At 61.1% G+C, this 14105-nt stretch carries 14 protein-coding genes; 6 read left to right on the top strand and 8 right to left on the bottom strand.

Annotated elements, in window-relative coordinates; all coding sequences use genetic code 11:
* The first annotated feature begins 1 nt into the window (after position 1).
* Positions 2–778 carry a phosphodiester glycosidase family protein gene (locus tag HJB83_RS25565; protein WP_207580902.1) on the top strand — a complete coding sequence of 259 codons (777 nt, stop codon included), beginning with the start codon at positions 2–4 and terminating at the stop codon, positions 776–778.
* Positions 779–816: 38 nt separating this feature from the next.
* Here the strand turns inward: HJB83_RS25565 and HJB83_RS25560 are convergent, their stop codons facing one another.
* The 3 genes from HJB83_RS25560 to HJB83_RS25550 all read right to left on the bottom strand — a co-directional run bounded on the left by HJB83_RS25560 (position 817) and on the right by HJB83_RS25550 (position 4242).
* Positions 817–1632, bottom strand: a complete 816-nt coding sequence (locus HJB83_RS25560) for an alpha/beta hydrolase (RefSeq protein ID WP_221132832.1) — start codon at positions 1630–1632, stop codon at positions 817–819.
* A gap of 28 nt (positions 1633–1660) precedes the next feature.
* Positions 1661–2257: a demethoxyubiquinone hydroxylase family protein gene (locus HJB83_RS25555; protein ID WP_221132831.1), complete on the bottom strand. Its 597-nt coding sequence runs from the start codon at positions 2255–2257 to the stop codon at positions 1661–1663.
* Positions 2258–2358: 101 nt separating this feature from the next.
* Entirely contained in the window at positions 2359–4242 is a 1884-nt protein-coding gene (locus tag HJB83_RS25550; RefSeq protein ID WP_221132830.1) for an ABC transporter ATP-binding protein, read from the bottom strand.
* A 237-nt stretch (positions 4243–4479) separates the two neighbouring features.
* Between HJB83_RS25550 and HJB83_RS25545 the strand changes: the two genes are divergently transcribed.
* The gene (locus HJB83_RS25545; protein ID WP_207580906.1) at positions 4480–4881 is read left to right on the top strand and encodes a GFA family protein; all 402 of its coding nucleotides are present in this window, start codon (positions 4480–4482) and stop codon (positions 4879–4881) included.
* An 85-nt stretch (positions 4882–4966) separates the two neighbouring features.
* On the opposite strand, the gene HJB83_RS25540 is transcribed toward HJB83_RS25545, so the two are convergent.
* Positions 4967–5440 (bottom strand): VOC family protein, encoded by a 474-nt coding sequence (locus HJB83_RS25540; protein ID WP_207580907.1) that lies wholly within the window; start codon positions 5438–5440, stop codon positions 4967–4969.
* Positions 5441–5705: 265 nt separating this feature from the next.
* Between HJB83_RS25540 and HJB83_RS25535 the strand changes: the two genes are divergently transcribed.
* Entirely contained in the window at positions 5706–6308 is a 603-nt protein-coding gene (locus HJB83_RS25535; protein ID WP_207580908.1) for a histidine phosphatase family protein, read from the top strand.
* 169 nt (positions 6309–6477) lie between these two features.
* Here the strand turns inward: HJB83_RS25535 and HJB83_RS25530 are convergent, their stop codons facing one another.
* Positions 6478–7482 carry a carbon-nitrogen hydrolase family protein gene (locus tag HJB83_RS25530; RefSeq protein ID WP_221132829.1) on the bottom strand — a complete coding sequence of 335 codons (1005 nt, stop codon included), beginning with the start codon at positions 7480–7482 and terminating at the stop codon, positions 6478–6480.
* 180 nt (positions 7483–7662) lie between these two features.
* Positions 7663–8091 carry a VOC family protein gene (locus HJB83_RS25525; RefSeq protein WP_207580910.1) on the bottom strand — a complete coding sequence of 143 codons (429 nt, stop codon included), beginning with the start codon at positions 8089–8091 and terminating at the stop codon, positions 7663–7665.
* Positions 8092–8287: 196 nt separating this feature from the next.
* Here HJB83_RS25525 and HJB83_RS25520 point away from each other — a divergent pair, with 196 nt between their 5' ends.
* Together HJB83_RS25520 and dapB are read left to right on the top strand one after the other, a co-directional pair.
* Positions 8288–8503 (top strand): hypothetical protein, encoded by a 216-nt coding sequence (locus HJB83_RS25520; RefSeq protein ID WP_207580911.1) that lies wholly within the window; start codon positions 8288–8290, stop codon positions 8501–8503.
* 129 nt (positions 8504–8632) lie between these two features.
* Complete coding sequence (gene dapB / locus HJB83_RS25515; protein ID WP_221132828.1) at positions 8633–9403, top strand: 4-hydroxy-tetrahydrodipicolinate reductase; 771 nt, start codon at positions 8633–8635, stop codon at positions 9401–9403.
* 200 nt (positions 9404–9603) lie between these two features.
* Here dapB and HJB83_RS25510 read toward each other — a convergent pair whose 3' ends face one another.
* Both HJB83_RS25510 and HJB83_RS25505 read right to left on the bottom strand, forming a co-directional pair.
* A complete protein-coding gene (locus tag HJB83_RS25510; RefSeq protein ID WP_207580913.1) occupies positions 9604–10536 on the bottom strand; it encodes an ornithine cyclodeaminase family protein in 933 nt (310 codons plus the stop codon).
* 196 nt (positions 10537–10732) lie between these two features.
* On the bottom strand, positions 10733–11245 hold the full coding sequence (locus HJB83_RS25505) for a GNAT family N-acetyltransferase (protein WP_207580914.1): 513 nt from the start codon (positions 11243–11245) through the stop codon (positions 10733–10735).
* A gap of 1229 nt (positions 11246–12474) precedes the next feature.
* Here HJB83_RS25505 and HJB83_RS25500 point away from each other — a divergent pair.
* Complete coding sequence (locus HJB83_RS25500) at positions 12475–13890, top strand: aspartate aminotransferase family protein (protein WP_221132827.1); 1416 nt, start codon at positions 12475–12477, stop codon at positions 13888–13890.
* Positions 13891–14105 lie beyond the last annotated feature (215 nt).

The raw sequence follows: 14105 nt of genomic DNA, 5'->3' as shown, positions 1-14105 counted from the left end.
AATGACCTATCTGAAACAGGGCATGCTCGCCGCGGCCATGATGCTGACAGCAATGATGATGTCCCCACATCGAGCGCATGCCGGACAATGCGAGCGGGAAACCTTTGAAGATGCGGCATACGTCGTCTGCACGTTGGACCTTGAAAAAGCCGACCTCCGCCTGTTCTGGAAGGGCGCCGATGGCGCACCGTACCGCACCTTTTCAAGCCTTGCCGAAGCCGTTCACGCGGCGGGGAAGACGCTGGTGTTGGCCGTCAACGCCGGCATGTACCGGGCCGATTTTTCGCCGATGGGACTGTATGTCGAAAACAGCAGGGAATTGAAACCCGCCAATACCGCAAAGGCCGAAAGCTCCGCCAGCCAGGTACCCAATTTCTACAAGAAGCCGAACGGCGTGTTCTTTCTGAGTGAAACCGGCGCAGGCATCCTCCCTACAGATGAATTTCTGAAGCTTGCGCCCAAAGTGCGGTTCGCTACACAGTCCGGCCCGATGCTTGTCATCGCCGGCACGCTGAACCCGATCTTCATCCCAGGCTCGACGGATCGAACCCGCCGAAGCGGTGTCGGCGTCTGCGCGGCCGGCACGGTTCGCTTGGCGATCAGCGAAGACGGGGTGAATTTCGACGATTTCGCGCGGCTCTTCCGCGATAATCTGAAATGCCCCGACGCCTTGTTTCTCGATGGCGGAAACGGTGTCGGGCTTTACCATCCGGCAATGGGCCGCAACGACCGCTCCTGGCACGGCGGTTACGGCCCGATCCTCGGGCTTGTCGAATAGAACCGGTATTCATTGAGGCGGGCGTTGAGCCTTGTGCCTCATCTATCATCCGGCCGGTCACCAAAAAACCTTGCCGTGGCCGTGATCAGCCGGTCCAGCATATCGACGTTCTTACAAGTGTTGAAAATGTGATCCATGGGAGCCTCCCAAACTTGGTGTGCCCCCTTATGCGCCCGAGCGAACTTTGCCGCTGTTCCCACAGGAATGGCGGTATCCAGGCTGCCTTCGGCAAGGAAAACCGGTCCATCATACTTAGCAATCTCGTCCAGCGGATCCAGGCTTTCGACCTCGGCAAAGAAGTCATGGCCGAGAGTTATGGACGAGCCCCACGGAAGTTGAAGCTTGGTGGGCGATCGGTTTTCGAGCGCCCGTTCATACACATCACGCCCAATCAAGGCTGGAAAGGATAGTTTCGGCTCGCCGACAGGGGCCCAGAGCGCGACCGCCGCTGGTCGATTTGTTCGGCCCGCCGCCACGGCAGCAACCAGGCCACCCTGGCTCCATCCCAGCAGAAAGATCGCATTCGGACCACCCGACGGCAGATCGCTGACGAAGTCCATGGCGGCGATGCAATCCTCGATTTGGCGATTATATGTCGTGTCCTGAAAGCGTCCGCCGCTTTCGCCGACACCTCGAAAGTCAATCCTTAGGCTCGAAAAACCGAGAGACGCGAGCTTCTCCGCCGTATGCGTGAAGATACCGGTGCCGGTCTGAGAAATCATGAGTTCGTGCCGCGTTCCTCCGAACCCATGGAGAAGCACGACAATCGGTGCGTTTGCCGAGGCCGTCAGACGCAATGTTCCGACAACATGATCCCCACCGACCTCAAAGTTTACCGTTGCCTCTGCCGCCATTGCTTCCTCCGAACCTCCCCGTCAAAGCCTATCCCTTCCCCGCACGTGTCATTTCGGCGCGCATCCAGCTCGAGTCACCCCAGGTGGAGAGCCAGATCATCAGATCGGTCAGAGAGCCGATGATGGGCAGGAGCAAGGCGTGGTTCAGGCCCTGTCTCCTTTGACTGTCCTCAGCCTTCCTCAGATGCGCCAGCTCCTGTTCCTGTATCGAGGCGATCAGGGCGTGAAGCTCGGGATCGCGCTTGGCGAGGAAGGCCAGTTGGTCTTCGAGATGGCGATGGACCGTGCTTTCAACGGCCTCTGTGCAGATCCAGATCATGTTGCGCCCGCCAAGCGCCGTCAGGATGCCGAGTACGGAACCGCCGAGGCTCCAGAAGGCCATGACGCGGCAGGGCCTGGCGCTCCTTGCAGGCATTGCCTCGCGAAACAGCCGGCAATGGTCGATCTCGTCCTCACGCATCTCTTCAAGCGCCGGCACGATGTCGGGAAACAGCCGCCGGGCCATCAGGATCTGGGCGCCATAGATCCTGATAGCACCGAACTCGACCGCATGGTTGACCTTGAGAATGCGACGGATGGTGACATCGGCGTCGCGCATTCCCGAGTTGCTCGACGGATTGATCATGACCACCCTGCCCCGGTTCCCTTGCAGGCAATAGGCAGGAGTGCCGCCGTGATCGTCAAGGGTGCGTCGACTCAGTCTGCCGCGACAAAAAATTCAACGACTCAGTCAGCCCTGGGTGAGGCCGGAAATGCTTCAACGATGTCTTCGGGAATGAAGCCGCCGGTCTGGCGTTTCCACAGGCGGGCAAACAGGCCGTCGCCTTCGGCCAGTTCGTCCGGACTGCCCTCCTCCACGATCCGCCCGCGATCGAGCACGACGATCCGGTCCATCCTGGCGATGGTCGACAGCCGGTGGGCGATGGCGATCACCGTCTTTCCCTCCATGACGAGGTTCAACCGCCCCTGGATGGCGGCTTCGGATTCGCTATCGAGCGCGGAGGTCGCTTCGTCGAGCACCAGGATCGGCGCGTCCTTCAGCAGAACGCGGGCGATAGCGACACGCTGGCGCTGGCCGCCGGAGAGCTTGATGCCGCGGTCGCCTACGAAGGCGTCATAGCCCCTGCGGCCCTCGCTGTCAGTCAGATCAGTGATGAAGGCATCGGCGCTCGCCATCTTCGTCACCCGTTCGATTTCGTTCTGCGTCGCCTCTGGACGGCCGTAGCGGATATTGTCGCCGACCGACCGGTGCAGCAGTGCGACGTCTTGTGCGATCACCCCGATCGCGCGGCGAAGGCTTGACTGCGTGACCGCCCGGATGTCCTGCTCGTCGATCAGGATCGAGCCGTCGCCGATGTCGTAGAAGCGCAGGAGCAGATTTGCGAGCGTGGTCTTGCCGGCGCCGGAGAGGCCGACCAGACCCACCTTCTCGCCGGGCCGGACCGTCAGCGACAGGTCGTTGATGACAGGCTTGCCTGACTTGTAGGCGAAGTGGAGGTTCTCGAAACGTATTTCGCCGCGCTGAACACTTAGCTCGGTCGCATCCGGCCGGTCGGTGATCGTCGGAGGTGTGGTCATGACGGGCATGGCGTCCTTGATCGTGCCGATCGCCTGGAAGATCTGCTGGCCCATCTGGAGGAAGACGAAGATCTGCGACGACAGCCGGTTGAGGATGTAGACCGCGCCGACGAACTCGCCGACCGTGAGGAAGCCTTTGACAAGGCCGGAAAATCCGATCGACAGCATGGTCAGCCACAGCAGCGTGTTGAGAATGACGACAGTCACTTCCGACGAGCGATAGATACGCTGTTCGCTGTGCTGCGTCTGCACGGTCCTCTGGATGATGCGGCGGATGGCGCCGGCCTCGCTGTCTTCGGCCGCAAACTGCTTGATCATCTGCATGTTGGTATAAAGATCGGTGATGGCGCCGGCGACCAGGCTGCGCTGCTTGGCGGTGCGGCGCGAGCGCTCGACGAAGGTTGGCACGATCCTGGCGGTGAATGCGATGTTGAGCGCGATCCAGACGACGACAGGCAGGGCAAGCTGCCAGGCGAGTGCGCTCAGCAGGATCACAGAGCCCACCAGCTGCATCAGGAAGCGCGGGATGGACTGGAAGCCGGCAAGGATCTGCTGCTGGACGGCGGAGGATACCTGCGAGAGGCGTGAGGCAACCTGGCCGGCATAGAGATCATGGAAGAAGGCAAGGTCTTGCCGCTCCACCGCCTTATGTCCCTGCCATTGAATGGCAGCCGGCATGCCGATGCCTAAAGTATGCGAGTTCAGCGTATTCAGCATGAACGACACGATCGGCATGACCGGAAAGATCAGGAAGCCGAGAACGGTCAACAGCAGCCATTCATTGTGCAAGAAGGCGGCGGCGCCCTGTTGCGTCACGCCATCGACGATGACCGAAAGCCCCCAGACGATCGTCAGGTTGATCAACTCGAACACCATGGAGCAAAGCGCAAGCGCGATCAGCACGCCACGGAACATCGAGATGAAGTGCAGGAGCACCGTCACCGGACCTTTGGAAGGCAGCGGCCGGTAGGGAATGTCGAGCGGCCGGATCAACGTTTCGAAGGGACGGTAAATCGCATCGGAAATCGACATGGGCCGCTCGGATCAAAATTGGGAGGAAGCGTGGACTCGGACTACGCCAAGTCGTATGGGATCATCTTTTGGCCGCCATCTCAACTAGAACTTTTATAAATTGACCAAACGGGAATATCGCCAAAACAGAGCCTGGCGAGCGCGGGACAGCGAGCGCCCGAAAGCCCCAATTGCGGTCGTCGCGCCATTGAGGCAGGATGCCGTCCTTGAACAAGAAGCAGGATTGAACTGACGCTCATGCTGACGGGCTCATGTCATTGCGGCAAGGCGAGTTGGACACTTAGAGGTGATCCCGGCTCGATCACCGCCTGCAACTGCACTCTCTGCCGCCGCTACGGCACGCTCTGGGCCTATGATTACGAAGGAGAGCGTATCGCTCTCAGCGGAGAAACCGCCTCCTATACCCGCTCCGGCCGGGAGACCTCGTCCCTCGAAATCTTGTTCTGCCCATCCTGCGCCTGTGTCTTGAGCTGGCGCGGCCTGCGGCTTCAAAAGGATGGCCGCCGGCGCATGGCGGTCAACATCCGGCTTGCGCCGCCGGATCTGGTCGCCGATCTGCCAATCGATCACTTCGACGGCCTGGATACGTTCGAAGATCTTCCGTCCAAAGAGCGCTGCGTGCGCGATCTCTGGTTTTGACAGCCTGTCCCGTTTCCGAAGGACCCTGGAAATGTAGGTCAATCTCACCGGACCCGACACTCCGGAAAACCTACTGCGTGAAGGTTCAGCCGCGCCGAGCCGCCTCGAGCGCCGCGACGTCGATTTTCCTCATGGTCATCATCGCATCGAAAACCCGCTTTGCCTGGTCGCCACCTGCCGCGAGCGCTTCGGAAAGGATACGTGGCGTAATCTGCCAGGACACACCCCATTTGTCCTTGCACCAGCCGCACTCGCTCTCCTGGCCGCCATTGCCGACGATGGCGTTCCAGTAGCGGTCGGTTTCCTCCTGGTCGTCGGTTGCAATCTGAAATGAAAAGGCTTCGTTGTGTTTTAACGCGGGACCGCCGTTCAGGCCGATGCAAGGAATACCCGCAACGGTGAATTCAACGACCAAGACGTTTCCCTGCTTGCCATCCGGATAATCTCCCGGTGCACGAATGACGGCGCCTACGGCACTGTCTGGAAACGTCGCGGCATAAAAGCGGGCAGCCTCCTCGGCGTCTTTGTCATACCATACGCAGATCGTATTCTTCGCCATTGCGCGGTCCTTTCGCTCTTCGTTTCGCATTTCCTTCATTAGATATGAGGCAAACCGTCTTTCTCCAGCCCATGGTAGCAATTTCTCGGGAAGGACTGCCGAGCGCTGCCAAGCGGACGCAAAGAGCCGATAAAAGAGGTCCTGGCTCTCCCGGATCGCGCCAATTGCAGTCATCATTGATCTGTAGCATGAGCGAGCTGCTGCACCGTCCTCTTCGCTTCAATAAACCCCTCATTGTTGCATTGATTTGCCTGGAACAACGCTGATGATTTTCCTGCTTCGCCATGGCGAGACCATTTGGAACAGCTTAGGCCGCTTCCAAGGCCAGAAAGATTCATCCCTTACGGAGCGCGGTATCGAACAGGCCGAACAGGCGGCGAAGCTTCTGAAAAAGGAAGTCGCAGGCACCGAGCGTTCATTCCAACTCCAAGTTAGCCCGCTAGGTCGAACGAAAGAGACTGCGGCTCGAGTGAAACGGATATTGCCTTTGGAATCCCACCAGGAACCGCGGCTGATGGAGGTGACCATCGGCTGTTGGGACGGCATGACCAAGTTCGAAATCGACAACGAGTTTCCGGGAATGCTGGACGGGTCCGACGCTTTTGATTGGTATTTCAAATCTCCCGACGGAGAAAGCTTTGATGCTGCCTGTGCCCGGGCGAAGGACTGGATCTCAGGCATACGCGGACCGACAGTCGCGATTTCTCACGGGCTGTTTGGCAGATTGGTCCGCGGTGTCTATTCTGGCCTTTCAAAACGAGAGATGCTGGAACTGCCCGTTCCCCAATACGGATTCTATCGCCTTCGCGACGGCGAGTTCAGTCTGGTAGGCGCTTCGGCCGAAACGATATCCGACGTCGTTGCGTAACAAGGGTTCATGCCTGGTGACCGCCGCGGCCCGCCAAAATTCATTGCGGATTTATAGCGCGGCTCAATGTCGGAGATCGACACCTCCGACTTGCAGCAGCGTCTCGGGCACGCCTCACCCCTCGAGGCCTTGCTGGCCGCCTCGGGGTGAGGTTCGACACGACGTGGCTCTAAAACATATCCCGGCCGTCGCTGCGCGGGTCGCCGGCAACGCGATGCGGTTCGTAGAGCCCGCTCCGCGCCTTGCGCCGCCAAGGACGGGAAAGATCGCCGGGATTGTCGTCGATATCGGCGACCGATATCGCGGCCGTGCCATCCGTAGGGCATTGCGCCGCCCATCGGCCGCCAGGCGCGACGATCGCTGAAGAAGCAGGATCAGCCTGACCGGGATGGGCGGGGATCGAGAAACTGACCCAGTAACTATTGCTCGCCGCATGCCCTTGCGCCTCTGCGGCGAAAGACGGTTCAGTAGCCGGTGAACCGCCTGTCGTCGAAAACAGCACGCAATGGACGTCTAGCCGCTCGTATTCGCTAAAAATCTCTGGATAGTGGCATTCCATGCCGAGCGCGCAGCCAAAGCGGATGCCGTCGACCTCGAAGGTCACAGGAATCGACCCCGGCACGTACATGAAGGAAATTTTGGTGTTGGACAGCAGGCGTTCGTCATAGCGCGTCACCAATTCGCCGTGGTCGGAGACAACATAGAGGCTGTTGTGCGGTCGATGCGGTTCCGTCAGCGGATGTACTGAGCCGATGACCGTCCAGAGCTCGAGTTCGCGCGCCAGCCTGCGCGTTGCATCCAGTTCCTCACGCAGCACGGCCCATTCGAACCGCCGCCAATCGGATGGCCCGATCTCTCGCGGCCCGATTTCCGACATGATGCGCTTGTTCGGCGCTGACGTCGCACCTTCGGGAAAGTGCACGAGCCGTGCCCCCGCCTGCCGCGCCTGCCGCATCAGCAGGCGAATCTCCTGACCACTGCGGCGGAGCTTGTCGATGTCACGGGGATCGTCTGCATGAGTGGTCTGCGCCACAGCGAGACGCAGGCGCCTCACCTCGGGCGCTACGTCTTCCGCCGAGCTGGGCAGCAGATGCATGCGGGCGGTGGTATAGGATTCACCCGTCTTGGCGGCGCGCGCACGCACCCGCCGCTTGAAATTTCCATTCTCAGTCATATCAGGGCCTCTCACGTTCCGGACATCGTTCCCCAGCAACAGGCCCGAAACATCAGGACCAAAGTAACGACCCGAGACGAAAACCCCTTTGCCTCCGGTTGAAGACCCTGCTGGGGAAGGTCTGGGGAGGTTCGGCGTTAGGCCACGCCGAGTTAAAGATGCCGAGGCGACCGCGATTCGTCAATTCGGGGAGCGGCGGGGATCCCTCGGCGCCGAAGCCCCTACTTCGGGCCTGCCTTGATCCACTCGCCACGGCGGATCGACGCGGTTCGATCCGGCGAAATAAAGGATGATGCGATTGCTGCCGGGGTCGAGCAGCTCCGCCTCGCGCCAGAGCCAGCTCTTGTCCTCGGGTCCGCTCACAAAGTGAAGGCCGGCCTCACTAAGGCGGCCGACCGTCTCGTCTAGGTTCTCACACTCGAAATAGACTGTGGTTCCCCCACCGCCGCTTTCACCCTGATGCAGGGAGAAGGTGCTGTCCCCGTCGGGACAGACGAAGCGCGCATACCGAGGACGGGCGTCGACGACGGGCCTGAGACCGAGGACGCAGTAGAAGTCCCAGCCCGCATCGAGGTCAGGCATCGTAACGGTCACCTGGTTCAAGCGCATGATCTTTCCTCACCGGTCGAGTTCGCTCAAAAGTATGCGCCGCTTCTGGCACCAAGAAATTCATAAAAACAGAGACCTAAAACCATCGCATGAATCATATTCTAGACGACACGCTTTTTGTGTCCTCGACACAAAACTCGTGTCAGACTGCTCAAGCCACGGGTAAGCCTGCGCGCCGATCGAGAGGGCAGAAGCCATGCACAAGTTCACCGTATCAATCACCCGGGAGATCGAGGCAGATACTGCCGAGGAGGCTGCACTGCTCCTATATCAGGAACTATCAAGAGGACCGGTCCCTGACCGCTATGCGGTCACCGACGAGACAAGGGTGACCAGGGAGGTGAAGCTGGATCGGGAAAAGGCCGATGAATTCGCCAGCATTGATCACACCGCCGACCCCGGCAACTGGTAACGTCAGGCAGCCACAGGAGACCCGGCTTTGCGCCGGCAGCCGAATGCGGTAGTTGCAAATCCCCTTCTCCGGCGCGAATGCCGGATGCAAACAGCCCTCCCGTCGGAAATATCGCAGCTAGGAAAGACCGTGAACTCATCAATCAAAATAGCCGTCGCTGGTGCGAACGGCCGCATGGGTCGTGCCATCCTGCCGCTGCTGGCAGCCGATCCGACTTTTGCGTTCGTCGGCGGCATCGGTCGTGAGGGCTCTGCAGGCGCCGGGCTGATCGACCGATCGGATGCGATCGCGGAGGCCGATGTGATCCTGGATTTCACGACGGCAAGCGCTGCCGCCGAACTTGCCGGCTTGTGTGCATCAGCCGGCGGTCCGGCACTGGTGATCGGAGCGACGGGTTTCGAGCCGGATGACCTCGACCGGATCGCAGTGGCTGCCCGGACGATTCCGATCCTGCGCTCTGGTAATTTCTCCATCGGTTTGAACATGCTGGTCGGTCTCGTCGCTCAGGCAGCCCGCGCCCTTCCCGCGCATGGCTGGGATATCGAAATCCTCGAGGCCCACCACAACAGGAAGATCGACGCGCCGTCCGGCACGGCACTGATGCTCGGCGAAGCGGCCGCCGAGGGCCGCGGCGTTTCCCTGGCATCCGTCGAGCGGCGCGGGCGCGACGGCATCACCGGCGAGCGGCCGCCCGGCGAGATCGGCTTCGCCGTCTTGCGCGCCGGCGGGCTGGTAGGAGAACACAGCGTGCTGTTTGCCGCCGCCGAGGAAGTCATAACACTTTCGCATTCGGCTCTCGATCGCGGCATGTTTGCCCGCGGCGCGCTTGCCGCCGCCCGCTGGGTCGCAGGACGCGCGCCCGGCGAATACGGCATACGGGATGTCCTGGGTCTGGAGTGAAGGAGCGAATGGACAGGGTGAACAGAGGCTTGAAGCGCGTCCTTGAATCAGATTCTGAGCGCATCTCTGGTTGCCGCACGGCCAGACGTTGGAGGATGTCGTGCCCTCTTATTTGACGTCGTAGATATCCCTGCCTCGCCTCTTACTCAACGATAACATGAATAAAAACAAACGCTTAAAGCCGCGCCCCGAATCAAAGCCTACACCGACACCCCTAACCTATCGAGGATTGCCGAGGCGACGACGACTTCGGTTCCGGCCAGGCCGACCGAGCAAAACAGCGTCGTCTCTCCAAGCGATCCTCGCCCCGCCGTCCTCCCGGCAATGATGTCGGCAAGGTCGGCCAAACGATCTTCGTTGCCGGAACCGGCGAGGAAAAAGGGCGAAGCGTAGGCGTGGGCCTGTTCGGGAGAATCCGTCGCGATTACCGCTGCGGCATCAGCGACATCCAGGCCGAGCTCGTATCCCCGAAGCGTTTTCGGGCCGACGGTGTTGACATGCACGCCGGGCTTCAGATCCCGCGCATGGACGACGGGCGTTTGGCTCGTCGTCGCGCAGATGACGATGTCGGCGTCATCGACGGCTTCGCAAGCGTTACCGACAGGGTCCACCTCCAGCCCCAGGGCGTGCTGCATTTCGGCCGCGAAGGCGGCGCGATTTTTCTCGTCGCGGCTATAGACGCGGGCACGGTCCAGTTTTCGAACGGCGGCGGCTGCGGCAAGCTGAGTTCGCGCTTGCGCGCCGCTGCCGAGGATCCCAACGATCCTGGCATCAGGCGCGCTGAGATGGCGGATGGCGAGACCTCCGATGGCGCCGGTCCTGAGGTTGCCGAGGCGTTCTCCGAGGACGATGCCCTTGAGCCTGGCATCGTCGGCCGACCACACCGCGACGATTTGCGAATGCTCCGTCCCGCCGAATGTTTCATAGACCCGAAAGCCCGCGAGCGGTTTGTCGCCAAGGATACCGCCGACGGTGAAGACGAGATCGCCTTGATCGGGAAAGGACACATGATGCCGGGGCGGAGAGACCAGCCGATTGCCGGCTCTCGCGAGAAAAGCGGTCTCGAGCGCATCCATCGCCACGCCCATCAACGCACTGCCGGCCAGATCCTCGTCTCTCAGAATCTTCGTCACGGCAAACCTCCAGCCCAAAGCATGTCGCGCAAAAGTGTGCAGCGGTTTTGCGGCAACGACATGCGCAAAAACAACGAGCTAAAGCGCAAGGAGCGATTCTGAAAGATCGCGACGCGCTTTAATGCCGGCATCCTGCGACCCCAACCGCGCTTGAGGTCAATAGATGAGGTAAAGGGGTTTGAGCTGAATTTCCCCGTCAGGCCCAATCGACCAGACGGCGAGCCATTATAACGTCGTCGATCTCCCTGCCCTCCTCCAGAACCCCGCCGGGGATCCTGCCGATCTCGGAGAAGCCCTGCCGCTGGTAAAAGCGGATTGCCGCGGGGTTTTCCGCGCTGACGAACAGTTCCAGTTGCCGAATGCCGAAGTCGCCTGCGTGATCGGAAACCGCCTCCAGCAGCTTTCCAGCGAGACCCGTTCCGCGCAGGTGGGCGCGGATATAGACCATGATGATCGTCGCGCGATGGGCCATCTTGCTCGAGCGCTGCCGCAGCAGGCCCATTATACCGACGGGCTCATTATCCTGAAACGCAATGAAAACCGGCTCGTTCAGGCGATTGCGCCACTCCTCGTCGGGCAAGATCTCCCAATCTTCGTAGCGGCTCGCAAAGGAGGACGGCTCGGCGCGTAGCGCTTCCAGGCGAATACGCCGGAAAGCCTCCACTTCGTCTGCCTGGATAAGCCTGATCGTCACGCCGCTCGCATCCATCGGAGACCTCCTCGGATATCTCAGCTACGTCATTACAGAGGGCTCCGGCCGATGCAAGCCGACGCGATGACTTCGATTCCTGCTCCTATTGCGCCACCCCTCGCGCCAGCGCCAGAGAGAGCGTCATCCTGAGGCGCCTGCACGGCTCGAAGGACGAGGCGGGTGCACTGACGTGGAAAGAATGCAAGAAGCCGCTGCGGTATGTCCATCGAGGCTCCGCCCTATGGGCTACGCGCCTCAGGATGAGTTGGAGGATGCCGCGCATATGCTAGCCGGCGCAGAAGGATGCACGCGCCTCCACGGAGACCTCACTCTGAGTCGCGCCCCGCGAGAACCTCCAAGGGCGAGGCCGATGCTCCGCTGGCGATTACTCCGCCGAAGTTCCGACCCGGCCGCCCTTCCGGACGCCCGATTGATTGAATGGCATGACCACCGGTTGGTTCGATGGCCGGAGGTCCCATTGATCCGGCGGCTGGACGGCTGGTTGGTCGGTCGCCGGTTCGCGCGTCGACCGAACGACCAGCTCATCCGGCTGTTCGCTCGGCCCAGTCGCCAATTGATCGGCTAACCTGGTCGGCGATTGATCGGCTGACCCAGTCGCCGGCGTATCGGCTGACCCGGTCGCCGATGTAGCGGCTGACCAGGCGGTCGCTTGATCGCTGAGTCTGTCCATTTTGAAGGGTGCAATCTGATGGATGAAGACGAGAAGAATTATCCCGACCATAGAGCACACCAGCGCGTAGACAACGAAATACTTCAATGCATATCCCTCGCTGATTGGCAGAGCGGCCTTGACAGCGGCGCGAATGATATTTCCACATTATTGAATGATACTTGGCAAAATGCAATAGATTTTAAGCATACGTTAATAATTTTCAGAAATGAACAGCAGATGGTAGGGTGGTTATTGGAGAGAATAAGAAAGCATCTCCCGCTATGCTCGATTTATCTTAAGCATCCCGGTAAAGGCGAGACGTGCGCCGAAGGCGGCTGCCACTCAAATCCTCCTGTATGTGCCAGGACTTCGCGGGGCTACAGCTCTCGCACTCGTAGCAACGACGATTTCGGGCAGTGCCCTGGGCAGGAGCGCTCGGCATACTGTGCGCCAACCTCAATATGCGTCCTCGAGGCGCGCAACGACAGCGCCGGCGATATCGGCTAAACTGCCTTGATAGAGCAGTTCGCTTTGAGCGGCGGCCCTTCAGGATCGACGACAGAAGGGGATCCGCATGTCGGCAATCGCATCTCTGTTTCAGGAAGCCGCTCGGCTTGCGGCCGCGTTCCGGCAAGCAGCGCCCGCCCGCCATGTGCCCACGCACGACTACGCCGCCTCCCTCGCCGCTTTCGACGAGCCGCTGTCGGCCGCCGGTTCCGATATGCTCGATGTCATCCGGCAGCTCTCGGATGGCGCCGAGCCCGGCCTGCACGCGACGACCGGCCCGCGTTTTTTCGGCTGGGTCATCGGCGGCTCGCATCCGGTCGGTGTCGCGGCTGATTTCCTTACCAGCGCCTGGGGCCAGAATGCCGGAAATCATACTGTCGCTCCGGCCGCGGCCGCCGTCGAGACCGTTGCTGCAAGATGGCTTCTCGATCTCCTGAAGCTGCCGGCCGAAAGCTCGGTCGGCTTCGTGACGGGCGCGACCGTGGCGAACTTCACCTGCCTTGCCGCCGCACGCGGCGAGGTGCTGCGCCAAGTCGGCTGGGATGCCGATGCCAATGGCCTGTTCGGCGGGCCCGAGATCACCGTGCTGATCGGCGACGACGCCCACACGACGGTGTTCTCGGCGCTGCAATTCCTGGGCCTCGGCCACGATCGCGTGCTGCGCGTGCGCACAGATCCAGTGGGGCGGATCGACCTGGCCGCGCTGACAGGCACGCTCGATACGGTCTCCGGTCCCGTCATCGCCATTCTCCAGGCCGGGCAGATCAATACCGGCGCCTTCGACGACTTCGCCGCCATCATCCCCCTCTTGAAAGCGAAAGGCGCCTGGGTGCACGTTGACAGTGCTTTCGGCCTCTGGGCGCAGGCGTCAGTGAAGACCAGCCATCTCAGCCGCGGCATCGAAGCGGCCGACAGCTGGGCGACCGACGGCCATAAATGGCTGCAGACGCCCTATGATTGCGGCTATGCGATCGTCCGCAACGAGCTCGCCCATCGCCGCGCCATGACGATCGCCGCAAGCTATCTGCCGCTCGCCGGCGAAGGCGAACGCGATCCCTCCCATTACGTGCCGGAGCTTTCGAGGCGCGCGCGCGGCTTCGCCACCTGGGCGATGCTGAAACATCTCGGCCGCGAGGGTGTGGCCGCCCTCATCGACCAGTGCTGCGCCTCGGCGCGGCTGGCAGCCGATCTGCTTGCTCGCGAGCCCGGCATCGCCATTCTAAACGAGGTGACGCTGAACCAGCTCGTCATCCGCTTCGGAGCCGACCTGCCCTCCGAAGAAGGCAACGCCCTGACCCGAAAGACGATCGAAAGGATCCAGGCCGACGGCATGATCTTCGCCGGCGGCGCCAAATGGCGCGGCCGCGACGTGTTGCGCCTCTCCGTCACCAATTTCCAAACGACATCGGATCAGGCAGAACTGGCGGTGGAGAGCATCATCACCGCGTTCAGGAGTGTCAGCGGCAATTCCTATCCGCGCTAACCTGCAATTGCGTCCGTCGCCAATCCATTGCCTTGCAGAGTCTGGCCCCTGGCACGGCGCGGCGACACAAGCCGCACCCTCTCTCCCACCTTGTATCTGCACGTTAGAGATTTTGTGCGATGGAAGCGATTGAGCCTCTGGCCGGGTGGCCACCCGGCCAGAGGCGTGACGAAGTCGCCCGTTCCCCCTCTGGTTACAACCGTGGATGAGCCTGG

Source organism: Rhizobium sp. NZLR11 (assembly GCF_019685115.1).
Taxonomy (GTDB): Bacteria; Pseudomonadota; Alphaproteobacteria; order Rhizobiales; family Rhizobiaceae; genus Rhizobium.
Note: the sequence above shows the minus strand (reverse complement) of the source record. Positions and strands in the feature narration are given on the sequence as shown.

Coding starts and splice junctions, on each gene's coding strand:
- HJB83_RS25565 (WP_207580902.1), top strand. CDS start 2: ATGACCTATCTGAAACAGGGCATGCTCGCCGCGGCCATGATGCTGACA.
- HJB83_RS25560 (WP_221132832.1), bottom strand. CDS start 1,632: ATGGCGGCAGAGGCAACGGTAAACTTTGAGGTCGGTGGGGATCATGTT.
- HJB83_RS25555 (WP_221132831.1), bottom strand. CDS start 2,257: ATGATCAATCCGTCGAGCAACTCGGGAATGCGCGACGCCGATGTCACC.
- HJB83_RS25550 (WP_221132830.1), bottom strand. CDS start 4,242: ATGTCGATTTCCGATGCGATTTACCGTCCCTTCGAAACGTTGATCCGG.
- HJB83_RS25545 (WP_207580906.1), top strand. CDS start 4,480: ATGCTGACGGGCTCATGTCATTGCGGCAAGGCGAGTTGGACACTTAGA.
- HJB83_RS25540 (WP_207580907.1), bottom strand. CDS start 5,440: ATGGCGAAGAATACGATCTGCGTATGGTATGACAAAGACGCCGAGGAG.
- HJB83_RS25535 (WP_207580908.1), top strand. CDS start 5,706: ATGATTTTCCTGCTTCGCCATGGCGAGACCATTTGGAACAGCTTAGGC.
- HJB83_RS25530 (WP_221132829.1), bottom strand. CDS start 7,482: ATGACTGAGAATGGAAATTTCAAGCGGCGGGTGCGTGCGCGCGCCGCC.
- HJB83_RS25525 (WP_207580910.1), bottom strand. CDS start 8,091: ATGCGCTTGAACCAGGTGACCGTTACGATGCCTGACCTCGATGCGGGC.
- HJB83_RS25520 (WP_207580911.1), top strand. CDS start 8,288: ATGCACAAGTTCACCGTATCAATCACCCGGGAGATCGAGGCAGATACT.
- HJB83_RS25505 (WP_207580914.1), bottom strand. CDS start 11,245: ATGGATGCGAGCGGCGTGACGATCAGGCTTATCCAGGCAGACGAAGTG.
- HJB83_RS25500 (WP_221132827.1), top strand. CDS start 12,475: ATGTCGGCAATCGCATCTCTGTTTCAGGAAGCCGCTCGGCTTGCGGCC.